The organism is gamma proteobacterium symbiont of Scutellera amethystina, assembly GCF_059730845.1.
Window position 1 is genome coordinate 2,812,067 of the sequence record NZ_AP035935.1, and the last position, 21,950, is coordinate 2,834,016.

Consider the following 21,950-nt stretch of genomic DNA (forward strand, 5'->3'; position numbering starts at 1 on the left):
TGTAACACAGGCCGCCGGCGTCAGGCCTGATGCGACGCGGGCTGGCTGCGCTATCATACGCGCTCGTCTGCGAAATTTCTTAGGGAGATTGTTTCCGGGCGTTAAAAAAGGCGGGCATAACAAACGCTGTCAGGCGCAGCGGGATCAGTCAGGTCGCCATGGCTGACGACCTGACCCCTCTCACGGTCAGAACAAGCGTGGTCCGTAACCCCACAGAATCACCGTCAGCGCCAGCAGCACCTCGAACACCAGCACACCAATCGCCAGCGTCGAGCCGGAGAAGCGCAGGCTCTCTTCACGGTCAATGTTGAGGAATACCGGGATGCCGACGTACAGCAGATAGCCGGTGTACATCAGCGCTAACGCACCGGCCAGCACGCATAGCCACACCAGCGGATAGAGCGCCACCAGCCCGCTGATAAACAGCGGCGTCGCCACATAGCCGGCAAACACGGTACAGCGCTGGATGGTGGGACGCTGCGGATAGTCGCGCGCCATCCAGTGAATGACGCGGCCCATCACCGCCACACCGCCTAAGATGATCAGGTAAAACAGAATGCCAAGACCAATACCGGTCAGCATGTTGAGTTGCACGAACTGCCCTTCGCCCAGATTCCAGCCCAATTGCGTGGTGCCGATAAAGGCGCAGATCACCGGGATCGCCGCCATCAGCAGAACGTGATGGGTGTAGTGGTGCGAAACGCTCTCGTTTTCCTGCTTGATATCACGCATCTCCTGATTGGGATGCGCCAGAAGACCCCAGACATGATTCATACAATCACTCCTCTGATGCGACGGGCTGCCCCAGCGATCAGGCTGTCCAATGCAGGCAGCTTCAGTTCAAGTATAATCGGCGCGGCTGTTTTTGCGGCCAGCGGCACAAAAAAAGCCGCAGCCAGCTAGACTGTTAGCTGTATCGCTTACCCAGGGAGGAGCAATTGCACATCGATATCAATGGATTAATCACCCAGTACGGTTACCTGGCGCTGCTGATTGGCTGCATTGCCGAAGGGGAAACCTTTACCCTGCTGGGCGGCGTCGCGGCGCACGAAGGCCTGCTGCACTTCAGCGGCGTGGTGCTGGCGGCGATGGGCGGCGGCATTATTGGCGATCAGCTGCTGTTCTGGCTTGGCCGCCGCTATGGCACGCGCATTCTGCGGCGCTTCCGCAAACATCAGGACACCATTAAAAAAGCTAACCGGCTGATTCAGAAGCACCCCAGCCTGTTTGTGATTGGCGTGCGCTTCATGTACGGCTTTCGCCTGATTGGACCGATTATTATTGGCACCAGCCGTCTTAAGCCGCTGCGCTTTTTCGTGCTTAACGTCATTGGCGCCGCGCTGTGGGCGCTGATTTTTGTCACCCTCGGCTACTTCGCCGGTGAAATCATCACGCCGTGGCTGCACAAGCTTGATCAGCACCTCAAGCACTTCATCTGGCTGGCGGCGGCAATTGTGTTCGGCATCGTGCTGCGCTTTGTGATTCGCCGCTGGAACCGCCGCCGCGCCGGTTAACTGTGGTAACCCTTGAACTGCGGGTTGGCCAGCATGAAGCCGCCGTCGACCACGAATGACTGCCCGGTGGTGTAAGTGGCCCATTCCGAGCACAGCCACGCCACCAGACTGGCGATTTCGCGCGTATCGCCAGGGCGGCCAATCGGGATTTCCGGCATGCGCCGGCTGTGCGCCTCGCTGTTGCTCATGTCGTTCATCGGCGTAGCGATGGCGCCCGGCGCCACGGCATTCACCAGAATGTGATGCGGCAGCAGGCTCAGCGCCATCGATTTGGTCAGCCCGCCAAGCGCATGTTTGGCTGCGGTATAGGCAGCGGCATCCGGCAGCGGCGTATGCTCATGCACCGAGGTGATGTTGATGATGCGCCCGCCGTCGCCCTGATCCACCATATGACGCGCGGCAATCTGTCCGCAGACAAAGGCGCCGTCTACGTCAACGGTAAAGACTTTGCGCCAGTCCTCAAAGGTCACATCAAGGAAATCGGCTTTGGTCATCACGCCGGCATTGTTCACCAGCACATCAATGCGCCCCAGCGAATTGATCAGCTGCGCCAGCTGCTGCCCGCCAGCCTGCGGATCGGACAGATCGAGCTGCCGCACCTGGGCCAGCTGGCCTTTACTCTCCACCAGCCGCGCGGTCTCCTGCGCGCCCTCTTCATCCGAGCGCCAGGTAATGCCGACAGTGTAGCCGGCCTCGGCCAGCATCACGGCGCAGCTGCGTCCAATCCCCGAATCTGAAGCGGTCACTACGGCGACTTTCTGTTTGCCCAGTGTCATAACGTTCTCCTGCCTGATGGGTGTCTCCACAGTATAGAAGTTATCGTTCTGTGCCACGTCGCAGCCGATTCTGCCGTTTCGTCTATAGTTAACAATCGGATAGCGTTCAGGAGGCAGGATGAGCAAGATTAAACGCAGAATTGACGACCACGGCGTCATCGGTGATTTACGCACCTGTGCCCTGATCGCGAACGACGGCACCATTGATTATCTCTGCTGGCCCGAACTCGACAGCCCCTCCGTGTTTGCCGCCCTGCTCGACAGCGACGAAGCCGGCCTGTTTTCGCTGGCACCGCAGTGGCAAAACGCGCGCCAGCAGCAGCTCTACCTGCCCGATACCAACATTCTGCAAACCCGCTGGCTTGACGAGGCCGGCGTGGCGGAAATCACTGATTACATGCCGATCTGCGATGAGCGCAGCAAAGTGCCGCGCCTGGTGCGGCGGGTAAAAATGATCCGCGGCACCGCCACCTTTGATCTGCGCTGCGCGCCGCGCCACGACTATGCACGTGCCGAAACGCACACGGAGACGCGCCCCGGCGGTATCGCCTTTGTCGCCGAAGGCCAGCCGTCGCTGCGCCTGAGCGCCACGGTGGTGATGACGCGCGAACCGGACAGCGCGGTGGCGCAGTTTACCCTGCAGGCCGGAGAGCACGCTGAATTTGTGTTTGGCAACGATGACGATCCGCAGGTGCAGCATATCGCGACCGAGCGCTGCTTTCGCGATACCGTGGATTACTGGCGGCGCTGGAGCAGCCACAGCTCTTATCGCGGCCGCTGGCGCGAGATGGTGACGCGCTCGGCGCTGGCGCTCAAGCTGCTCACCTCACACCAGCACGGCTCAATTGCGGCTGCCGCCACCTTTGGCCTGCCGGAAGAGCTGGGCGGCGAGCGTAACTGGGATTACCGCGCCTCGTGGATTCGCGATGCCTCGTTCAGCATGTACGCGCTGATGCGGCTCGGCTATGTGGAAGAAGCGCGTGACTTTACCCACTGGGTCGGCCGCTGCGTTGAGCACAGCCACGACGATACGCCGCATTTGCAGGTGATGTACCGTCTCGACAGCGGCACCGAGCTGCACGAAACCGAACTGCTCAACCTCTCCGGTTACGCCAACTCGCGCCCGGTGCGTATCGGCAATGATGCCTGGCGCCAGACGCAGCTGGATATTTATGGCGAGCTGATGGATGCGGTCTACCTTGCCAACAAATACGGCGAAGCCATCTCGCAGCGCGGCTGGCGCCATGTGTCCAGCATGATTGACTACGTCTGCGTTAACTGGAACCAGCCGGACGCCGGTATCTGGGAGATGCGCGGCGAGCCGGAGCACTTTCTGCATTCGCGCCTGATGTGCTGGGTGGCGCTGGACCGCGCGCTGCGGCTGGGCATGAAGCGTTCGCTGCCGATGCCGTACGATCGCTGGGATCGGGTGCGCAGCGAGATCCGCGACGACATCTGGCAGAACTTCTGGAACGACGAACTCGGCCACTTCACCGCCACGCGCGGCGGTAAATACCTGGATGCGTCGATGCTGCTGATGCCGCTGGTGCGCTTTGTCAGCTCGACCGATCCGGAGTGGATCGCCACGCTGGATGCGATTAAAACCCATCTGGTGAGCGACGGTTTAGTGCGGCGTTATAACATCAGTGAGACGCCCGCCGATGCGCTGACCGGTGGCGAGGGTGCGTTTGCCGCCTGTTCGTTCTGGTATGTGGAGTGTCTGGCGCGCGCCGGGCGGGTGCACGAGGCGCATTTCGAGTTTGAAAAGCTGCTGAGCTACGCCAATCCGCTGGGATTGTACGCCGAGGAGTTTACCTCGCACGGCAACGCGCTGGGCAACATGCCGCAGGCGCTGACCCATCTGGCGTTGATCAGTGCCGCGTTTTTCCTCAACCGTAAACTGAGCGGCGAAGTGACGCTGTGGCAACCGTAAGAAAATTCACATTTTGGGCGGCGTGGCAAAGAGAATAGTCTGTGAAACGTGGCGTTTTGCGTAAAGTATCTTCAACCAGCGAAAATCCTGATTCCCATCATTGCGCCTATGCACATATAATGCGCAGCGGGTTATTCTGACCCTGATGGGTTCGACACACTGACAAGCCATGAAAATGGCCATAACGACTTGTAAAAACATGAAAAAAAGCATTCGCGCGTTCGCTTCACTCGCCCTCGTACTGGCGGCGTTCAGCCAGTCGGCCTTTGCAGTCGTCTATCCGCTGCCTCCAGCGAATAGCCGCCTGATTGGCGAAAATATTGAAATCACCGTGCCAGACGACAGCAAACTGCCGCTGGAAGCGTTTGCGGCGCAGTACCAGATGGGCCTCAGCAACATGCTGGAAGCCAATCCGGGCGTGGACGTTTACCTGCCGAAAGCAGGCACTAAAATGGTGATCCCGCAGCAACTGATTCTGCCTGACGCACCGCGTGAAGGCATCGTGATCAACAGCGCCGAGATGCGTCTCTATTACTACCCGAAAGGCACTAAGACTGTCGTGGTGCTGCCGATCGGTATCGGCGAGCTGGGTAAAGATACGCCGGTTAACTGGACCACCGCGGTTGAGCGCAAGAAGAATGGCCCAACCTGGACGCCAACCAAAGCGATGCACGCAGAGTACGCGGCGCGCGGCGAGAGCATCCCGGCCGTGTTCCCGGCAGGTCCGGATAACCCGATGGGCCTGTACGCGCTATACATTGGTCGTCTGTATGCGATTCACGGCACCAACGCCAACTTTGGTATCGGCCTGCGCGTGAGCCACGGCTGCGTGCGTCTGCGTGCAGACGACATCAAATGGCTGTTCGACAACGTGCCAGTAGGTACGCGCGTCCAGTTCATTGACCAGCCGGTAAAAGCCACCGTTGAGCCAGACGGTTCGCGCTACATCGAGGTTCACAACCCGCTGTCGACCACCGAAGAGCAGTTCAACTCACGTGAACTGGTGCCAATCAGCCTGACGTCCGCTGTGACCAAAGTGGTGGCCGATGCCAGCACCAATCAGGATGCCGTGAACAACGCCATCCAGGCACGTACCGGTATGCCGACCAAAATCAACGGTCAGCCGGGCGAAGCCCAGCCTGCGCCGGTGATGGTACAAGAGTCTTCTGACGCGATGCCGAAAGAAGAGCCGATGACGCCGCAGGGTGCCACCGCCGTCGCGCCGCAGGCCGATGTGCAGCAGCCCGCTGAAGCCGCTCCGGTTGAGCAGGCCGCGCCGGCACAGCCTGCCAGCAACGGCAACAGCCTGTAAGGGTTCGCTGTCGATGATCAAGCCAGCCGCAGGGCTGGCTTTTTTATTGCCCGATCGCCGGGATCATTGTGCGATTGTGTCGCGGTGCAGTTGCGCGCTCAATCGTGTGGTCGGCGTAACGCCAGCCAGCCCGCCACCAGAGTAAACACCAGCACCACCAGCACTAACAGCAGAAAGCCGTGCGGATTGTTCGCCAGCGGAATGCCGCCCACGTTCATGCCAAAAAAACCGGCTACGATATTGATGGGCAGCGCCAGCACGGTGATTGAGGTGAGCAAAAACAGCGTTCGGTTGCTCTGCTCCATCAGGCGGGCAGCGATCTCCTCCTGCAGCAGGCGAATGCGCTCCATCAGGCTGGCAAGATCGTTAAGCGCTACGCTGAACTCCTCGGTGAAAATCCGCAGCTCACTGAGCGGCTCCCGGTTGAGCCAGTTTGGCGGCCGGTTAAGCAGGCGAAACAGCGCGGCCGGCTCCGGCGCCAGCAGCCGCTGGACGCGCAGCAGCATGCGGCGCAGATGGCCCAGCTCGCTGCGGTTGGCTTTGATCGCCGCGCTCAGCAGCCGCTCTTCTATCGCATCCACCGCCTGGCTGGAGCGCCGCACCACCTGCTCCAGCTGCGCTTCCTGTTCGCCGAGCAGCCACAGCAGCATCGCATCCGGCGCGCTGAAGCACAGCCGATCAATCTGCTGATGCATACGCTCAATCATGCCAACCGGGCGATAGCGCGCGCTGACCATCACCTGCGGCCGGCACCAGATCCACAGCGTCGCATTTTGCGTGCTGCGCTCCTCTTTACTGAAGGTGACGTCATTCAGCACCGCCAGCAGCGCATCGTTTTGCTGCGCCAGCCGGGTGCGTGGCGAGGCCGAATGAATCTCATCGAAAAAATCGTCATCTACGCTGAAATGGTCCTGAACCCAGCGCTCGGCGCGGGCATGATTCAGGTTAATGTGCAGCCAGAGAAAGCAGCCGTCGGGTAAGGTGTGCCGCGCCAGCTGCGCGGCCTCGCGCGCGTTGAGCCGCTGTGGCGGCGCATCCGGGTTGAACAGGTAACCGTGAATCAGTCCGGCGACTTCGTTGTTGAAGTCGGGCAGCGAGGCAAGCGGCAGAACAGGCTGGAGCATAGCGGCGTGAAGATCCCAGAGCGGTCAGATCCACAGCCTGCGACAGGTCTGTTACAGCATGATGACAGCCCGCGCTGGCATCATCATTCTGTCATACAAAACCCGTATCACACTGCAGTTAACGGATGCCGTTCGTGCATCGTTAATTCACCCCGGGGGGTGTGTTATGGCTGAAAACAGTTTCCCTGCATCATCGTCCGACCGCGGACGGCCCAATCTGCACCCGCGCAGCGGTCGCGCGTCGCGCGTGCTGTTTCTGCTGCTGCTGGTGGCCGGGCTGGTGTTCACCGGTATCAATCTGTTCAACGACGTGGAAGAGACCGGCGCGGTCGTCACCAGCTATACGCCGTTCCTGCTGCTCGGCGTGGCGCTGCTGATTGCGCTCGGCTTTGAGTTTGTTAACGGCTTTCACGATACCGCCAACGCCGTCGCCACGGTGATCTACACTCACTCGCTGTCGCCGGGCGTGGCGGTGGTCTGGTCCGGCTTGTGTAATTTCCTTGGTGTACTGCTCTCCAGCGGCGTGGTGGCGTTTGGCATTATTTCGCTGCTGCCGGTGGAGCTGATTCTGCAGGCGGGCAGCGGTCACGGCTTTGCTATGGTGTATGCGCTGCTGTGCTCGGCGATTGTCTGGAACCTTGGCACCTGGTATTTCGGCCTGCCCTCTTCCTCTTCGCACACGCTGATCGGCTCGATTATCGGCGTGGGCGTGGCGAATGCGCTGCTGCACGGCCGCAGCGGCACCAGCGGCGTCGACTGGGATCAGGCGGTTAAAGTCGGTTACGCCCTGCTGCTGTCGCCGGTGATTGGCTTCATCTGCGCCGCCGTGCTGCTGCTGGCCATGAAGGCATTGGTACGCAATCGCCTGTTGTATCAGGCGCCGGAAGGCAATCAGCCGCCGCCAGCGTGGATTCGTGGCCTGCTGATCCTCACCTGTACCGGCGTTTCGTTTGCCCACGGCTCGAACGACGGTCAGAAAGGCATGGGGCTGATTATGCTGATCCTGGTTGGCACCATGCCGATCGCCTATGCGCTCAACCGCTCGCTGCCGCCGGAGCAAATTCCGCGCGTGGCGGCGTTAACCCAGGTGACCGAACAGCAGTTGCTGACGCTGCAGCCACCGCCCGCCGCGATGCCGGCAGCGCGTGAGGTGCTGACGGAATATGTACGCACCAGCCAGAACCGGCCGCAGGTGCTGCCGGCGCTCGGCATGATGCTCGGCGATATCGGCGAACAGATTCGCCAGTACGGTTCGGTAGAAAATATTCCGGCGCAGGCAGTCACCAACACGCGCAACGATATGTATCTCGCCTCGGAGACCATCAAGCATCTGCAATCGGCCAACGTCGCGCTGCCGGAAGAGACGGCGCGCAACCTGACGGCGGTGAAGCACGAGCTGGACGCGGCTACGCGCTTTATCCCGATGTGGGTCAAAGTGGTGGTGGCGATTGCGCTGGGTCTCGGCACCATGGTCGGCTGGCGCCGGATTGTGGTTACGGTGGGTGAGCGCATCGGCAAAACCCATCTAACCTATGCGCAGGGTGCCAGTGCGGAGCTGGTGGCGATGGCCACCATTGGCGCAGCCGATGCCTTTGGTTTACCGGTGTCGACCACCCATGTGCTGTCGTCCGGCGTGGCCGGTACCATGGCGGCCAACCGATCCGGCCTGCAGCTCGCCACCCTGCGTAATCTGGCGCTGGCGTGGGTGCTGACGCTGCCGGTATCGGTGCTGCTGTCAGGGCTGCTGTATGCGCTGTTTATTCATCTGGCCTGATAGGCTCTGAAGACTGCTGGTGCAGGCGCAGCGTAATCAGGAACGCGCCCAGCACCATCAGTGCTGCCGCCAGATACACCGACTGCATGCCCCAGTGGCCGATTAACAGCCCCGCCACTGGTCCGGTCAACCCCAGCCCCAAATCGAGAAACGCCGAATAGGTACCGAGCGCCGATCCCTGATCCTGCTGCTGTACCCGCTTCACCGCTTCCACGCCCAGCGCCGGGAACACCAGCGAAAAACCGCCGCCGGTGAGGAAGGCGCCAATATCCACCAGCCAGCTGCTGTCCGCCTGCCAGATCAGCAGCAGACCAGCGCCCTCCAGCACGAAGGAGATCAGCGAGACCTGCAGCCCGCCGAAGCGCGTGATATAGCGCCCGCACGCCAGCCGCACCAGCACGAAGCCGAGGCTGAACAGCGTCAGCGCGAACGCCGCGCCGCTCCAGTCGCGACTGGCGAAATAAAGGGTAATGAAGGTGGAGATCACGCCAAAGCCGATGGTGCCAAATCCCAGCGCCAGGCCAAACAGCCAGACGCGGCTGACCACGCGATGAAACGGAATGCGCACGCCGGCGCTGACGCTGACCGCCGGCTTGCCGGAGGCCATCCAGAAGCCGATCGCCCCCATCAGCGCGACCAGACCGGCAAAGCCGCTGATGCCAAAAATCTGATTCAGCAGCACGCCCAGCGGCGCACCAATCGCCATGGCAAAGTAAGTCGCCACGCCGTTCCACGAAATGACCCGCGCAGTTTGCCGCGGGCCAACGATGTTCATGCCCCACAGCGTCGAGCCGGTACTGCTGAAGCTTTCTCCGACGCCGAGAAACAGCCGCCCCAGCGCCAGCAGCGTCAGGCTCAGCAGCGGCGCACCGCTGCACAGCGCGGCAATGATCGACAGCACGCCGCTCATGCCGCAGCACACCAGCCCCATCATCACCACGCGTTTCGGGCCGTAACGATCGGCCAGCCGGCCAGAGTGCGGGCGACTGAGCAGCGTAGCGAAATATTGCAGACTGATGATCAGCCCGGCGATAAACGAGCTGAAGCCCAGCTGGTTATGCACAAACCCCGGCAGCACCGCCAGCGGCAACCCGACGGACAGGTAGCAAAAGAAGGTGAAAATGATGACGGAGAGGATGCGTTTATTTAACTGAGCATTACTCAGTACAGCGGCGTCAGACATGGAAGATGGCGTCAGAAACGTGGTGAAAGCGAAGGTTCACTATACCGGTTAGCAGACTAAGGATCGCGGCTTTTTTTGTTATAAAACATGGCGGCAGCGCACGCTTTCACCGGGTGATCGCTGGCTTGCCCGTTAAAGCGGCGGACCTGACGGTTCAGGTACCACCGCTCAGGTTCAGATGCAGGACACCTGGGCCATGCGTGCGGCATGGCGTTCGATGGCGCTGGCGATCTCGGCGGAGACACGCAGCGTGCGGATCTCGCTGAACAGGCCGTCGGCCTCATGGTAGGCTTTGCGCAGATAGCCCAGCCACTGCTTGATGCGCGCAACGTGATAGTTGCCGGTATCACCCTGCTTCTCCAGCTGGGTGTAGCGCAGCAGCAGCTCAACCACCTGCGACCACGGCATCGGGGCTTCGTTGTATTTCACCACGCGCCCCAGGTTAGGCACATTGAGCGCGCCGCGCCCGAGCATGACCGCGTCGCAGCCGGTAATGCGCAGGCAATCCTGCGCATCCTGCCAGTCCCAGATTTCGCCGTTGGCGATCACCGGAATTGTCAGACGCTGGCGAATCTCACCAATCGCCTGCCAGTTGATGCTCTCTGCACGATAGCCGTCCTCTTTGGTCCGGCCATGCACCACCAGCTCGCTGGCACCGGCCTGCTGCACCGCATCGGCGATCTCGAAACGCCGCGCGCCCGAATCCCAGCCGAGCCGCACTTTCACCGTGACCGGCAGATGAGCGGGCACCGCCTCGCGCATCGCTCTGGCACCGCGATAGATCAGCTCCGGATCTTTCAGCAGCGTCGCACCGCCGCCGCTGCCGTTCACCAGCTTCGACGGGCAGCCGCAGTTGAGGTCAACGCCCCACGAGCCCAGCTCCACCGCGCGTGCGGCGTTTTCTGCCAGCCATTCAGGATACTGGCCCAGCAGCTGCATGCGCACGCGCGTGCCGGAGGGCGTCCGGCTGTGATGGTGCAGCTCCGGGCACAAACGGTAGAAGGATTTTACCGGCAGCAGCTGATCGACCACGCGTAAAAACTCGGTGACGCACAGGTCATAGTCATTCACGCCGGAGAGCAGTTCACGTACCAGCGAATCCAGTACGCCTTCCATGGGCGCCAGTAAAACCCGCATACCGTTACGCGTTCCCGTTGCTCTTCGCTGCCGGGCGACGTGAGCGCGCCGGTTTACCCGCGTTGCCTGCCGCCGGGCCGTTGTTGCCCGGACGACGCGGTGCACGCGCCTCGCCCTGTGGACGCGCGCCGCCGTTACCGGCGCTGGCACGCTGACCATTGCCGCCGCTGCGGCTGCGCGGTGCGTCAGCACCCTGCCCCGGCGCGCGGCCCTGGCCACGTCCGCGTGGCTGCTGCTGACGGCCATTCTGAATCGGCTCCGCCTTGATGCTCGGATCCGGCTCAAAGCCCGGCAGCGCAATGCGCGGAATTTCCCGCTTCAGCAGGCGCTCAATATCACGCAGCAGCTTGTGCTCGTCCACGCACACCAGCGACAGCGCAGCACCGGTAGCCGCGGCACGACCGGTACGGCCGATGCGGTGCACGTAATCTTCCGCCACGTTCGGCAGCTCGTAGTTGACCACATGCGGCAGCTCTTCGATATCCAGACCGCGCGCGGCAATATCCGTTGCCACCAGCACGCGAATGCCGCCGGTTTTGAAGTCGGCCAGCGCACGGGTACGCGCGCCCTGGCTCTTGTTGCCGTGGATCGCGGCGGCAGTGATGCCATCTTTGTTGAGCTGCTCAGCTAGGTGGTTAGCACCGTGCTTGGTGCGGGTGAACACCAGCACCTGCTGCCAGTTGTCGCGACCAATCATCAGCGACAGCAGTTCCCGTTTGCGCTTCTTATCGACAAAATGCACCTGCTGCGACACCTGCTCGGAAGCGGTGTTGCGGCGTGCCACTTCCACCTGTTCCGGGTTAGTGAGCAGTTTTTCCGCCAGCGCTTTGATCTCGTCCGAGAAGGTGGCAGAGAACAGCAGGTTCTGCCGTTTGGCCGGCAGTTTTGCCAGCACGCGGCGAATGTCGTGGATAAAGCCCATGTCGAGCATGCGATCCGCTTCGTCCAGCACCAGGATTTCCACCTGCGACAGATCGACCGCGTTCTGGTGCGCCAGATCGAGCAGACGCCCCGGCGTGGCGATCAGTACATCGACGCCGCCGCGCAGTTTCATCATCTGCGGATTAATGCTGACGCCGCCGAACACCACCAGCGAACGCATGTTGAGGTACTGGCTGTATTCACGTACGTTTTCGCCAACCTGCGCCGCCAGTTCACGGGTTGGAGTGAGGATCAGCGCACGTACCGGACGGCGACCGCGCGCCGCTGCCGGTTTTTCTGACAGACGCTGCAGCAGAGGCAGCGTGAAACCGGCGGTTTTACCCGTGCCGGTCTGGGCGCTCGCCAGCAGGTCACGACCGGCCAGCACCACGGGAATCGCCTGACGCTGGATCGGCGTCGGTTCACGGTAGCCCTGTTCTGCTACCGCACGCAAAATATCGGCATTCAAGCCGAGAGAGTCAAAAGACATGCAGGTGTATTACTCCGAACCGCCCTGATCGCACTGCGCGATGTAGTTTTCAGGGGGGATATGACGCAGCCTCAAGGCCTGCGTGTGAAAAGGGCACAAACTACCATGCGTAAGAGCGGCAGTGTAGCAGCTTTCCGCAGGAACCGCGACCAGCAAAACGTGAGGGTAATGGGCCGCTGCGCGGTAGCGCATAAAAAAGGAGCCGCAGTGGGCTCCTCTTTTCTTGCTGGCACGTCCGCTTAGCTGCGTTTTTTCTGCACGCGCTGCGGTGGCTCTTTGGCCAGCAGCGACACCAGCGCCGGGCCCACCAGCATTACCACGCCCAGACAACCAATCAGCAGATTGTTGTGGATGAAGCGTGAAATCAGGAACAGCGTCAGCATCGCCGCGCCGAAGTAGTATGTCGTCGTCACTTCTTCCAGAGAGTCACCAAAGCGGCGCAAACGGGCACTACGCTGCAGGGCCAGCATGGTGATGAACACCAGCGCATAAGCTGCCACCAGGGTACTGCTCACTTCGACCAGTGCCTTATGTTTCCAGCCCCACACCAGTGCCGCGATCACCAGCAGGTGGGTCGCAATATGCAGGCAGGTTTGACCGGTAACAATCTGAACACGATTAGACCATTTCATTCTCTTCTCCTGGCAGACCCAACAGGTCGCCCAAGTGTATCTGACCGCAGCCAGACGGATTTCCTCAATGTAAAGCAAATTTCGGATAACACCCTAATTTTCTGTCTCCAGCACCACCCATTTGTGACAAAGACTACACTTTGTTCTGTTGATGATGAAAAGGAGCGCGTCGCAGTATGCCACAAAACACGCAAGGATCTTCATTTAAAGTCCTGACGATCAATACCCATAAGGGGTTCACCAGCTTTAACCGTCGCTTTATCCTGCCGGAACTGCGCGACGCCGTGTGCGCGACCTCGGCGGATATCGTCTTTTTACAGGAGGTGATGGGCACGCACGCCATCCACTCCGCACACATTGAAAACTGGCCGGAAAATTCGCACTACGAATACCTTGCCGACACCATGTGGCACGATTTCGCTTACGGCCGCAACGCGGTCTATCCCGAAGGCCATCACGGCAACGCGATACTGTCACGCTTTCCGATCACCGAATACCAAAACCGCGATATTTCTGTCGCCGGCAGTGAGAAACGCGGCATGTTGCACTGCCAGATCAGCCTGCCGGATCGGCCGGAACCGATTCACACGTTGTGCGTGCACCTCGGCCTGAAAGAGAAGCATCGTCTGGCGCAGATGCGCATGATGTGTGAACTGATTGAGTCGCTGCCACCGGATGCGCCCCTGGTGGTGGCCGGCGATTTTAATGACTGGCAGGTACGCGCTAATCGATTTTTACAGCGCGGAGCCGGTCTGCAGGAGGTGTTTAGCATGAAAAACGGTCGCCCGGCGCGCACCTTCCCGGCGCGCTTTCCGCTGCTGCGTCTCGATCGCATCTATATCCGTAATGCGTCGGTGAGCCAGCCGTGGGCGCTGCCGGTGAAACCCTGGTCACATCTGTCCGATCATGCCCCGCTGGCCGTGGAGATCTTTCTATGAATTTCAGCTGGCGCGAAGGTAACCAGCTGCGGCTGCTGGAGAATGGCGATCAATTCTTTCCACGCGTCTCCGGCGCGATTCAGCGCGCCCAGCGTACGCTGCTGCTGGAGACGTTTATCCTGTTTGAAGATGAGGTTGGTAAGGCGCTGCACCGCGATCTGCTGGCCGCCGCGCAGCGCGGTGTTAAGGTGGAAGTAATGGTGGATGGCTACGGCTCGCCGGATCTTTCCAGCCAGTACATTAATAGCCTGACCGAAGCAGGCGTGCGCTTTATCTATTACGATCCGCGCCCGCTGGTGATGGGCATGCGCACCAACGTGTTCCGCCGTCTGCATCGCAAAATCGTGGTGATTGATGAGGAGATTGCGTTTGTCGGCGGTATCAATTTCTCCGCCGAGCACAACACCGATTACGGGCCGGAAGCCAAGCAGGATTACGCCGTCGAGGTGAAAGGGCCGGTGGTGCTGGATATCGCGCGCTATGTACAGCAGGCGATCGGCAGCGAACAGGTGACGCGCCGCTGGTGGGGCGCGCGCTCCCAGCGCCTGGTGGTGAACGCCCTGCCCGGTGATGCGCAGGTGCTGTTTGTCTACCGCGATAACGATGAGCACCGCGACGACATCGAACAGCACTATCTCGATATGCTGCGCAAGGCGAAGCAGGATGTGATTATCGCCAACGCCTACTTCTTCCCCGGCTATCGCCTGCTGCGGGAAATGCGCAGCGCGGCTCAGCGCGGTGTGCGCGTGCGGCTGATTGTGCAGGGTGAACCGGACATGCCGATTGTCAAAGTCGGCGCCGAGCTGCTGTACAACTATCTGGTGGATGCTGGCGTTGAAGTGTACGAATACTGCCGCCGCCCGCTGCATGGCAAAGTGGCGGTACAGGATCAGCAGTGGTCAACGGTCGGTTCCAGCAATCTCGACCCGCTCAGCCTGTCGCTGAATCTTGAAGCCAACCTGATCATCCACGACCACGCCTTCAACCAGACGCTGCGCGATAATCTTGAGCAGCTGCTGGCTGCGGACTGCGTGCGCGTCGATGAAGACAAGCTGCCGCCGCGCACCTGGTGGCAGCTGACCAAAAGCGTCGTCGTGTTCCATTTCCTGCGCCATTTCCCGGCCATCGCCGGCTGGCTGCCTGCCCATACGCCCCATTTGTCTCAGGTCGATCCGCCGGTGCAGCCGGAAATGGAAACCCAGGACCGGGTTGAAGCCGATAACGAAGGAGCGAAACCCTGATGAGCAAAAAGAACCCGCGCTGGCAGTTAGCGAAAAAAATTCTTACCTGGCTGTTCTTCATTGCGGTGATCGTGCTGCTGGTGGTTTACGCACGCAAGGTGAACTGGGAGGACGTGTATAAGGTCATCGTCGGCTATAACCGCTACGTGGTGCTGAGCGCCGCCGCGTTAGTGGTGGTGAGCTACCTCACCTACGGTCTGTACGATTTGATTGGCCGCGCCTACTGCGGGCATAAGCTGGCGAAACGTCAGGTGATGCTGGTGTCATTCATCTGTTACGCCTTTAACCTGACGCTGAGCACCTGGGTGGGCGGTGTGGCGATGCGCTATCGCCTCTATTCGCGCCTCGGCCTGCCCGGCGGCACCATCACGCGCATCTTTTCACTGAGTATTGCCACCAACTGGCTGGGCTACATTTTGCTTGGCGGCGTAGTGTTTGTCTCCGGCATGGTGCCGATTCCGCCCGGCTGGTTCATCGGCGAGGGCACGCTACGGGTGATTGGTGCGGTACTGCTGGCGATGGTGGTGGTTTATCTGTGGGCCTGTGCTTTCGCCAAAAAGCGCCGCTGGACGGTGAAGGGCCAGCATCTGCAGCTGCCCTCGCTGCGCATGGCGCTGTTTCAGTTTGCCGTTTCCTGCGCCAACTGGATGGTGATGGGCACCATTATCTGGCTGCTGCTGGCGCGTGAAGTGGATTATCCCATCGTGCTGGGCGTGCTGTTAATCAGCAGTATTGCCGGGGTGATTATTCATATTCCGGCGGGCATTGGCGTGCTGGAAGCGGTGTTCCTCGCGCTGCTCAGCGGCCAGCATGCCTCGCATGGCGAGATCATCGCCGCGCTGCTGGCCTATCGCGTGCTCTATTTTATTCTGCCGCTGCTGCTGGCGCTGGTGCTGTATCTGTGGCTGGAGAGCCGCGCGAAGCATTTACGGCAGAAGAATGAGCGCAAGATGGCGGCGCGATAAGGCGTGCCGGGCGCAGGCTGAATAACGCGTAATACACAACGCCGCTACGGACAAGGTGAAACGGGCTGATAAGTACAAACCGTTCACCTCGCCGTAGCGGCGCGATTATTTTCACAGCCTTAATGGCTGGTTACTCTTAGCGACGGTTACCGAAAATCCGCAGCAGCATCAGGAACAGGTTGATGAAATCGAGATACAGCGTCAGCGCGCCCATGATGGAGAAGCGGCGCAGATTCTCTTTATCGTTAACATCAATGCCCTCACCGATGGCTTTCAGCTTCTGGGTGTCATAAGCCGTCAGGCCCACAAACACCACCACGCCGATATAGGTAATCGCCCACATCAGCGCCGGGCTTTTCAGCCAGAAGTTCACCAGCGACGCCAGCAGAATGCCGATCAGCGCCATAAACAGCAGGCTGCCGAAGCGGCTCAGGTCGCGTTTGGTGGTGTAGCCGTAAAAGCTCATGGCACCAAACATGCCCGCGGTAACGAAGAAGGTACTGGCGATCGACGAGTAGGTATAAACAAGGAAAATACTCGCCATTGTCAGCCCGGTCAGCGCGGAATAGAGCATAAACAGCCCGGTCGCCACGGCGCCGCTCATGCGCTGCACCATGCCGGAAAGCACGAATACCAGCGCCAGCTGCGCGATAATCAGGCCGAAGAAGGTGATGCGATTGGCAAACACCAGCTCCATGACGGCAGGCGTGCGCGCGGCAAACCACGACACAAACGCCGTCAGCAGTAAGCCGCAGGTCATCCAGCCATACACCTGCGCCATATAGGTTTGCAGCCCGGTCGACGCCTGCTGCACGATTGAACCATTACGTGGATATCGATCCATGATGCACCTCTTTAAAAGTTACTGATAACGTCAGTGTGAAGTGTACACCACCGATCGTCAACGGCGCGTCATACACTGCTGATATCGCCCGTCAACCCGCTGGGCAAACCACGCGGTGGTGAGATTACGGGTAATTTTCGGGCTCTCCAGCTTAATGCCCGGCAGCACTTCGCGCGGCAGACGTTTTCCCGCCATCTTATCGGCGAGGATAAAGGTCTGTTTCCACAGCGTGCTGTCGCTGAAGCTTTCGCTATCGCCCTTCTCCAGATCGCGGCGAATTTCCCGCGGGCTCATGTCCAGCTGCTTCGCCAGCGTGCGCACCGCCAGTTCGGTGGCGCTCGCCTGTTCGCTGCCGTAGCGGATCAGGTCGCCGTCCAGCGCCAGTTTGATGCCGCTGGCACGCGCCACCGCAGCCTGGAACGCGGCGTTGCGGCTGGCGTACCAGCCGGCGTTGAAGTCAGCGAAGCGATACAGCGGCTGGCTGTAGTCCACCGGATAGCCCAGCAGGTGCAGGGTGCCGAAGTAGATACCGCCGCGCCGGCTAAACACTTCGCGCCGGATCGAACCGTCAATCGGGTACGGATAGCCCTGCGCATGCGCTTCGGCAAAGGCAATGCTGACCTGCATCGGCCCGCCGGTGTGGATTGGGTTGAGATTACCGAACAGCTTCTGCCCCATCGGCACCATATCAATAAAGTCATCGAAAATGGCGCTCAGCTCTTTCTCGCTGTGCACCTTATCGAGACGTGCCGCGTAGCTCTCGCCGTTGGAGGATTTGATCAGTAACGCGGTGCGCACCAGAAACGCCGGCACGTGCACGCTGGCGGCGCGGCGGTCAATTTCAGCCCAGGCGATTTTTGGCAGACCCGGCACGGTGGCATCGGCGCTGAAGTTAGATTCCTGATCGGTCACGGCGATCACCGCGCAAATGTTGCTGGCGCTGGCGTCGATGTGCTGCACGCGCAGCGCGGTATAGATGTCGTCGGCCCAGGCCGATTTTTGCGTCACATGGGCGGGCAGCAATTGCTGAATTTGCGCTTTCACGTCAGCGGGCTGGCGGGCCGGCAGCTGCGGCTCCTTTTTGGTGCTGCATCCGGCCAGCACCAGCGCAGCCAGCAGCGCTGCGCCTCGTAATATCGTGGTGGTGTTCATCCTGCTCCCTGATAAGCCAGCAAAAACCGTACCTTACCGTTTTCGTAGTCTGTCGGCTATCGGCGCGGGCGGATTTTGCGCGCTAGTTCCAGCGTTCAGCGGCCTGATGGTCGCTGTCGCGGGCATCGACCCAGCGATCGCCCTGCGCGGTGGCTTCGCGCTTCCAGAACGGCGCGCGGGTTTTCAGGTAATCCATAATGAATTCACTGGCGGCAAAGGCGCTGCCGCGATGGGCGCTGCTGACGCCAACAAACACGATCTCATCACCAGGGAACAGTTCGCCTACGCGATGAATCACCGTTACCTGCTGCAGCGCCCAGCGCTGACGCGCATCTGCCACAATCTCTGCCAGCGCTTTTTCCGTCATACCCGGATAGTGCTCCAGCGTTAGCGCAGCCACGCTGTCGCCGAGATTATGGTTGCGGACTTTGCCGGTGAAGGTGACGACCGCGCCGTCGCTGTCATGCGCCGCCAGCAGCGCATACTCTTCGCCAACGTTAAACGGCGCACTGCCGACGCGAATTCGGGTTGTCATGCTCAGCCTCCGGTAACCGGCGGGAAGAACGCCACTTCATCGCCGGCGCGCAGCGGATGGTTCATCGGCACCAGCGTCTGATTCACCGCCGCCAGCAGCTTGCCGGACTCCAGCGCCAGCGCCCAGCGATCGCTTTTCTGCGCCAGCGCAGCGCGCAGCGTGGCGACGTCAGCATACTCTGCCGCCAGATCCAGCGCGGCGGTGCCGGTCAGTTCGCGCACCTGGGCAAAAAACAGCACCTTAATCATGGCGCACCGCCTGGAAATCACCGGATTTACCGCCGCTTTTGCTCAGCAGCCGCAGCTGGTCGATAACGATATCTTTCTGCACCGCTTTACACATGTCGTAGATGGTCAGCGCCGCGACCGAGGCGGCGGTCAGCGCTTCCATTTCCACGCCGGTTTTGCCGCTCAGGCGACAGCGCGAGGTAATGCGTACGCGGCTGTGCTCCGGCTCAGCCACCAGCGTCACCTCGACTTTGCTCAGCATCAGCGGATGGCACAGCGGAATCAGTTCCCAGGTGCGCTTCGCCGCCTGGATGCCAGCAATGCGTGCGGTGGCGAACACATCGCCTTTGTCGTGACTGCCGTCGAGGATCATCTGCAGCGTGGCTGGCTGCATCAGCACCAGCGCTTCCGCCTGCGCTTCTCGCACGGTGTCAGTTTTGCCGGAGACGTCCACCATGTGGGCTTCGCCGGCCGCGTTGATATGGGTTAACGAGGACATGCTTATAACTTCTTCAAATGTGAGACAAAATTACACGGACGCGTACGCGCATCCAGCTGGGCTTCAATGATACGCTCCCATGCACTGCGGCAGGCACCGGTTGAGCCCGGCACGGCGAACAGCAGCGTCTGGTTGGCCAGACCGGCCACCGCGCGTGATTGCAGCGTCGCGCTACCGATCTCCTCGTAGGAGATCATGCGAAACAGTTCGCCAAAGCCGTCAATTTCGCGATCCAGCAGCGGCAGCAGCGCTTCCGGCGTACTGTTTTTACTGCTAAAGCCGGTACCGCCGTTAATCAGCACCACCTGCACATCTTCACTGGCGATCCAGCGCGACAGCGTGGCGCGGATGCGATAACGGTTGTCCGGAACAATGGCGTGATCGACCACCTGATGCCCGGCTTCGGTCAGCGCCTCACGCAGATAGTCGCCGGAGCTGTCACTGCTGGCGTCGCGGCTGTCAGAGACGGTCATCACCGCCGCATTTAAGGCGACAAAATCGCCGGAAGGTTTACCCATGGCCGTAACTCCTGTGTTTAGCCACCAATGAAGGAGAGGTTCTGCGTGATGCCGGTATGGCCCTGATGCAGGAAATGCGTCTGCTTCTTCTGCCCGAGGCTGTGGGCGATGCGCGCCTGCAGCTCGGCCTGCTGATCGTCTGAAGCCAGCAGGTCGCGCAGCGGCACGCCGCCGTCGCCAAACAGGCACAGATGCAGGTTACCGATCGCCGATACGCGCAGGCGATTACAGCTGGCGCAGAAATCTTTTTCATACGGCATGATCAGGCCGACTTCACCCTGATAATCCGGATGGCGGAACACCTGGGCCGGACCATCGCTGCGGCCGCGCGGCTGGCGCTGCCAGCCCTGCATGATCAGCTGATCGCGGATCACCTCGCCGGACACATGATGACGGCGGAACAGATCGCCGCCCTCGCCGGTTTCCATCAGCTCGATAAAGCGCAGCTGAATCGGCCGGGTGCGGATCCACGCCAGAAAGGTCTCCAGACTGTGGCTGTTGAAGTCGCGCATCAGCACGCTGTTGACTTTGACGGTGCTGAAACCGGCATCAAAGGCCGCATCAATCCCCGCCATGACTTCATGAAACTTGTTCTGCCCGGTAATGGCGTGAAACTGCCGTGCGTCGAGGCTGTCGACGCTGACATTGATATGGGTGAGGCCTGCCGCACGCCAGGCGCCGACGTCGCGCGCCATGCGGTAGCCATTGGTGGTCATGGCGATCTGGCGGATCGCCGCGTTGTCGCGCACGGCGGCAATGATATCGGTGAAGTCGCGCCGCATCGAGGGTTCGCCGCCGGTCAGGCGCACTTTTTCGGTGCCCGCCGCCGCAAAGGCACGCGTCACGCGACGAATCTCATCCAGCGAGAGAAAACTTTTGTTGTGCACGCCGTTCGGCCGGTAGCCGTCGGGCAGGCAGTAGGTACAACGGAAGTTACACACATCCGTGACCGACAGGCGCAGATAATAAAAGCTGCGCGCATAGGCATCTGTAAATTGTGGCACCTGAACACCTTTCCAAAGTACGGGAGATGCAGTCATTTCTTTCTGCACCCTGGCAGCTCGCGGCTGCGGCCAGGCATCCATATCACACGACTTAGGAACGCAAGGCTTGGGAGTCTGTTGTCATTGTGGACAACACGGTTAAAGCAAATGGTAGCGCGATTTGACGCTCGCATCCATCGGCATTTATCGCTATATATATTGATACATAACGTTATTTCACCGCATTTTCGCGACAGGATACGGTAAAATGCGCGACAGATATTGATACACATCAGACGAACGCCGTCTGCACCTCACGTGCGGCGTTTTTAAGGAGCATCATGAATCGTACCCTGGCAGATTTGGATCGCGTGGTGGCACTCGGCGGCGGCCACGGCCTTGGCCGCGTGATGTCGGCGCTGGCGCCGCTGGGCTCACGCCTGACCGGCATCGTCACCACCACCGACAACGGCGGATCCACCGGCCGCATACGCCGTTCAGAAGGCGGCATTGCCTGGGGCGACATGCGCAACTGCATTAATCAGCTGATCACCGAACCCAGCGTGGCCTCTGCCATGTTCGAGTATCGCTTTACCGGCAACGGCGAACTGGCCGGGCATAATCTGGGCAATCTGATCCTGAAAGCGCTCGATCACCTCAGCGTGCGTCCGCTGGAAGCCATCAACATTATCCGCAACCTGCTGAAGGTGGATGCGTTTCTGATTCCGATGTCGGAACAGCCGGTGGACCTGGTCGCGCAGGATAGCGAAGGCAATATGGTGTACGGTGAAACGGCGATTGACGAAATGAAGCAGGCGCCGGAAGAGCTGATGCTGCACCCTAATGTGGTGCCGACGCGTGAAGCGCTGGACGCCGTCGCCGAGGCCGATTTGATCCTGATTGGTCCTGGCAGCTTTTACACAAGCCTGATGCCGATTCTGCTGATGGAGGAGATGGCACGCGCGCTGCGCCGGACGCCTGCCACCATGGTGTTCATCGGAAATCTCGGGCGTGAACTGAGTCCAGCGGCGGCCAGCCTGACGGTCGCCGACAAGCTGGCGATGATGGAAAAAGCTATTGGCAAACGGGTGATTGACGCTGTAGTGGTCGGCCCGTCAGCAGACACGCGCGGCGTCACTGAGCGGTTGATCGTGCGCGAACCGCTGGAAGCCGCCGATATCCGCTATCGTCACGACCGCCAGCTGCTGCGCCGCGCGCTGGAACATGCCATTCAGGCGGTTTAGCCGGCGCG

At 60.5% G+C, this 21,950-nt stretch carries 22 protein-coding genes and 1 riboswitch; of the genes, 8 read left to right on the forward strand and 14 right to left on the reverse strand.

Annotation, left to right across the window (positions count from 1 at the left end):
* Window positions 1-186: 186 nt before the first annotated feature.
* Window positions 187-774, reverse strand: a complete 588-nt coding sequence (locus AC6I79_RS13150; RefSeq protein WP_498027328.1) for a Yip1 family protein — start codon at window positions 772-774, stop codon at window positions 187-189.
* Between the two features lie 164 nt (window positions 775-938).
* Here AC6I79_RS13150 and AC6I79_RS13155 point away from each other — a divergent pair, with 164 nt between their 5' ends.
* Complete coding sequence (locus AC6I79_RS13155) at window positions 939-1,514, forward strand: DedA family protein (protein WP_021508476.1); 576 nt, start codon at window positions 939-941, stop codon at window positions 1,512-1,514.
* On the opposite strand, the gene AC6I79_RS13160 is transcribed toward AC6I79_RS13155, so the two are convergent.
* On the reverse strand, window positions 1,511-2,290 hold the full coding sequence (locus AC6I79_RS13160) for an SDR family oxidoreductase (protein ID WP_058757839.1): 780 nt from the start codon (window positions 2,288-2,290) through the stop codon (window positions 1,511-1,513). The two genes, AC6I79_RS13155 and AC6I79_RS13160, sit on opposite strands and share 4 nt — an antisense overlap.
* Before the next feature lie 118 nt (window positions 2,291-2,408).
* Here AC6I79_RS13160 and AC6I79_RS13165 point away from each other — a divergent pair, with 118 nt between their 5' ends.
* On the forward strand, window positions 2,409-4,223 hold the full coding sequence (locus tag AC6I79_RS13165; protein ID WP_141496531.1) for a glycoside hydrolase family 15 protein: 1,815 nt from the start codon (window positions 2,409-2,411) through the stop codon (window positions 4,221-4,223).
* A gap of 199 nt (window positions 4,224-4,422) precedes the next feature.
* Entirely contained in the window at window positions 4,423-5,535 is a 1,113-nt protein-coding gene (locus tag AC6I79_RS13170; protein ID WP_058757840.1) for a L,D-transpeptidase family protein, read from the forward strand.
* Window positions 5,536-5,633: 98 nt separating this feature from the next.
* Here the strand turns inward: AC6I79_RS13170 and AC6I79_RS13175 are convergent, their stop codons facing one another.
* Window positions 5,634-6,659 carry a transporter gene (locus tag AC6I79_RS13175; RefSeq protein WP_021508480.1) on the reverse strand — a complete coding sequence of 342 codons (1,026 nt, stop codon included), beginning with the start codon at window positions 6,657-6,659 and terminating at the stop codon, window positions 5,634-5,636.
* A 166-nt stretch (window positions 6,660-6,825) separates the two neighbouring features.
* Here AC6I79_RS13175 and AC6I79_RS13180 point away from each other — a divergent pair, with 166 nt between their 5' ends.
* Window positions 6,826-8,433, forward strand: coding sequence for an inorganic phosphate transporter (locus AC6I79_RS13180; RefSeq protein WP_159378347.1), 1,608 nt, complete (start codon window positions 6,826-6,828; stop codon window positions 8,431-8,433).
* On the opposite strand, the gene AC6I79_RS13185 is transcribed toward AC6I79_RS13180, so the two are convergent.
* The 4 genes from AC6I79_RS13185 to AC6I79_RS13200 form a co-directional block, all read right to left on the reverse strand.
* Window positions 8,417-9,616, reverse strand: coding sequence for an MFS transporter (locus tag AC6I79_RS13185; RefSeq protein WP_159378348.1), 1,200 nt, complete (start codon window positions 9,614-9,616; stop codon window positions 8,417-8,419). The genes AC6I79_RS13180 and AC6I79_RS13185 overlap by 17 nt on opposite strands.
* A gap of 174 nt (window positions 9,617-9,790) precedes the next feature.
* Window positions 9,791-10,753 (reverse strand): tRNA dihydrouridine(16) synthase DusC, encoded by a 963-nt coding sequence (gene dusC, locus AC6I79_RS13190; RefSeq protein ID WP_159378349.1) that lies wholly within the window; start codon window positions 10,751-10,753, stop codon window positions 9,791-9,793.
* A 4-nt stretch (window positions 10,754-10,757) separates the two neighbouring features.
* A complete protein-coding gene (rhlE, locus tag AC6I79_RS13195; protein WP_021508484.1) occupies window positions 10,758-12,164 on the reverse strand; it encodes an ATP-dependent RNA helicase RhlE in 1,407 nt (468 codons plus the stop codon).
* A 239-nt stretch (window positions 12,165-12,403) separates the two neighbouring features.
* On the reverse strand, window positions 12,404-12,796 hold the full coding sequence (locus AC6I79_RS13200) for a YbhQ family protein (RefSeq protein ID WP_021508485.1): 393 nt from the start codon (window positions 12,794-12,796) through the stop codon (window positions 12,404-12,406).
* Between the two features lie 176 nt (window positions 12,797-12,972).
* Here AC6I79_RS13200 and AC6I79_RS13205 point away from each other — a divergent pair, with 176 nt between their 5' ends.
* From AC6I79_RS13205 to AC6I79_RS13215, 3 genes are read left to right on the forward strand one after another with little or no spacing between them, the layout of a single operon-like run.
* Window positions 12,973-13,734: an endonuclease/exonuclease/phosphatase family protein gene (locus tag AC6I79_RS13205; protein WP_498027329.1), complete on the forward strand. Its 762-nt coding sequence runs from the start codon at window positions 12,973-12,975 to the stop codon at window positions 13,732-13,734.
* Window positions 13,731-14,975 (forward strand): cardiolipin synthase ClsB, encoded by a 1,245-nt coding sequence (gene clsB / locus AC6I79_RS13210; protein WP_159378350.1) that lies wholly within the window; start codon window positions 13,731-13,733, stop codon window positions 14,973-14,975. Before AC6I79_RS13205 ends, clsB begins: the two co-directional genes overlap by 4 nt.
* The gene (locus AC6I79_RS13215) at window positions 14,975-15,940 is read left to right on the forward strand and encodes a lysylphosphatidylglycerol synthase domain-containing protein (RefSeq protein WP_159378351.1); all 966 of its coding nucleotides are present in this window, start codon (window positions 14,975-14,977) and stop codon (window positions 15,938-15,940) included. Before clsB ends, AC6I79_RS13215 begins: the two co-directional genes overlap by 1 nt.
* Window positions 15,941-16,076: 136 nt before the next feature.
* On the opposite strand, the gene AC6I79_RS13220 is transcribed toward AC6I79_RS13215, so the two are convergent.
* From AC6I79_RS13220 to moaA, 7 genes are all read right to left on the reverse strand, one after another.
* A complete protein-coding gene (locus AC6I79_RS13220) occupies window positions 16,077-16,784 on the reverse strand; it encodes a Bax inhibitor-1/YccA family protein (RefSeq protein ID WP_021508489.1) in 708 nt (235 codons plus the stop codon).
* 57 nt (window positions 16,785-16,841) lie between these two features.
* Window positions 16,842-17,936 carry a DUF1615 domain-containing protein gene (locus tag AC6I79_RS13225; RefSeq protein ID WP_104187090.1) on the reverse strand — a complete coding sequence of 365 codons (1,095 nt, stop codon included), beginning with the start codon at window positions 17,934-17,936 and terminating at the stop codon, window positions 16,842-16,844.
* An 82-nt stretch (window positions 17,937-18,018) separates the two neighbouring features.
* Window positions 18,019-18,471: a molybdopterin synthase catalytic subunit MoaE gene (moaE, locus tag AC6I79_RS13230; RefSeq protein ID WP_010616036.1), complete on the reverse strand. Its 453-nt coding sequence runs from the start codon at window positions 18,469-18,471 to the stop codon at window positions 18,019-18,021.
* Between the two features lie 2 nt (window positions 18,472-18,473).
* Window positions 18,474-18,719, reverse strand: coding sequence for a molybdopterin synthase sulfur carrier subunit (moaD, locus tag AC6I79_RS13235; RefSeq protein ID WP_021508492.1), 246 nt, complete (start codon window positions 18,717-18,719; stop codon window positions 18,474-18,476).
* Window positions 18,712-19,197, reverse strand: a complete 486-nt coding sequence (gene moaC, locus AC6I79_RS13240; protein WP_058757847.1) for a cyclic pyranopterin monophosphate synthase MoaC — start codon at window positions 19,195-19,197, stop codon at window positions 18,712-18,714. The genes moaD and moaC overlap by 8 nt, the downstream gene beginning before the upstream one ends.
* A 2-nt stretch (window positions 19,198-19,199) precedes the next feature.
* On the reverse strand, window positions 19,200-19,715 hold the full coding sequence (moaB, locus tag AC6I79_RS13245) for a molybdenum cofactor biosynthesis protein B (protein ID WP_159378352.1): 516 nt from the start codon (window positions 19,713-19,715) through the stop codon (window positions 19,200-19,202).
* A gap of 17 nt (window positions 19,716-19,732) precedes the next feature.
* Window positions 19,733-20,719 (reverse strand): GTP 3',8-cyclase MoaA, encoded by a 987-nt coding sequence (gene moaA / locus AC6I79_RS13250; RefSeq protein WP_498027330.1) that lies wholly within the window; start codon window positions 20,717-20,719, stop codon window positions 19,733-19,735.
* A riboswitch (molybdenum cofactor riboswitch) is annotated at window positions 20,708-20,844 on the reverse strand. Its footprint overlaps the gene before it by 12 nt.
* Window positions 20,845-21,039: 195 nt before the next feature.
* On the opposite strand from moaA, the gene AC6I79_RS13255 reads away from it, so the two are divergent.
* Window positions 21,040-21,942, forward strand: coding sequence for a gluconeogenesis factor YvcK family protein (locus tag AC6I79_RS13255; protein WP_021508496.1), 903 nt, complete (start codon window positions 21,040-21,042; stop codon window positions 21,940-21,942).
* Window positions 21,943-21,950 lie beyond the last annotated feature (8 nt).

What these genes read in the sequence shown, in the direction of transcription:
- AC6I79_RS13220 (WP_021508489.1), bottom strand. Translation starts at nt 16,784, where the DNA reads ATGGATCGATATCCACGTAATGGTTCAATCGTGCAGCAGGCGTCGACC.
- AC6I79_RS13255 (WP_021508496.1), top strand. Translation starts at nt 21,040, where the DNA reads ATGAATCGTACCCTGGCAGATTTGGATCGCGTGGTGGCACTCGGCGGC.
- moaB (WP_159378352.1), bottom strand. Translation starts at nt 19,715, where the DNA reads ATGGGTAAACCTTCCGGCGATTTTGTCGCCTTAAATGCGGCGGTGATG.
- AC6I79_RS13165 (WP_141496531.1), top strand. Translation starts at nt 2,409, where the DNA reads ATGAGCAAGATTAAACGCAGAATTGACGACCACGGCGTCATCGGTGAT.
- AC6I79_RS13170 (WP_058757840.1), top strand. Translation starts at nt 4,423, where the DNA reads ATGAAAAAAAGCATTCGCGCGTTCGCTTCACTCGCCCTCGTACTGGCG.
- AC6I79_RS13150 (WP_498027328.1), bottom strand. Translation starts at nt 774, where the DNA reads ATGAATCATGTCTGGGGTCTTCTGGCGCATCCCAATCAGGAGATGCGT.
- AC6I79_RS13180 (WP_159378347.1), top strand. Translation starts at nt 6,826, where the DNA reads ATGGCTGAAAACAGTTTCCCTGCATCATCGTCCGACCGCGGACGGCCC.
- moaD (WP_021508492.1), bottom strand. Translation starts at nt 18,719, where the DNA reads ATGATTAAGGTGCTGTTTTTTGCCCAGGTGCGCGAACTGACCGGCACC.
- AC6I79_RS13205 (WP_498027329.1), top strand. Translation starts at nt 12,973, where the DNA reads ATGCCACAAAACACGCAAGGATCTTCATTTAAAGTCCTGACGATCAAT.
- AC6I79_RS13200 (WP_021508485.1), bottom strand. Translation starts at nt 12,796, where the DNA reads ATGAAATGGTCTAATCGTGTTCAGATTGTTACCGGTCAAACCTGCCTG.
- AC6I79_RS13175 (WP_021508480.1), bottom strand. Translation starts at nt 6,659, where the DNA reads ATGCTCCAGCCTGTTCTGCCGCTTGCCTCGCTGCCCGACTTCAACAAC.
- AC6I79_RS13215 (WP_159378351.1), top strand. Translation starts at nt 14,975, where the DNA reads ATGAGCAAAAAGAACCCGCGCTGGCAGTTAGCGAAAAAAATTCTTACC.
- AC6I79_RS13185 (WP_159378348.1), bottom strand. Translation starts at nt 9,616, where the DNA reads ATGTCTGACGCCGCTGTACTGAGTAATGCTCAGTTAAATAAACGCATC.
- moaE (WP_010616036.1), bottom strand. Translation starts at nt 18,471, where the DNA reads ATGACAACCCGAATTCGCGTCGGCAGTGCGCCGTTTAACGTTGGCGAA.
- moaC (WP_058757847.1), bottom strand. Translation starts at nt 19,197, where the DNA reads ATGTCCTCGTTAACCCATATCAACGCGGCCGGCGAAGCCCACATGGTG.
- AC6I79_RS13225 (WP_104187090.1), bottom strand. Translation starts at nt 17,936, where the DNA reads ATGAACACCACCACGATATTACGAGGCGCAGCGCTGCTGGCTGCGCTG.
- rhlE (WP_021508484.1), bottom strand. Translation starts at nt 12,164, where the DNA reads ATGTCTTTTGACTCTCTCGGCTTGAATGCCGATATTTTGCGTGCGGTA.
- dusC (WP_159378349.1), bottom strand. Translation starts at nt 10,753, where the DNA reads ATGCGGGTTTTACTGGCGCCCATGGAAGGCGTACTGGATTCGCTGGTA.
- AC6I79_RS13160 (WP_058757839.1), bottom strand. Translation starts at nt 2,290, where the DNA reads ATGACACTGGGCAAACAGAAAGTCGCCGTAGTGACCGCTTCAGATTCG.
- clsB (WP_159378350.1), top strand. Translation starts at nt 13,731, where the DNA reads ATGAATTTCAGCTGGCGCGAAGGTAACCAGCTGCGGCTGCTGGAGAAT.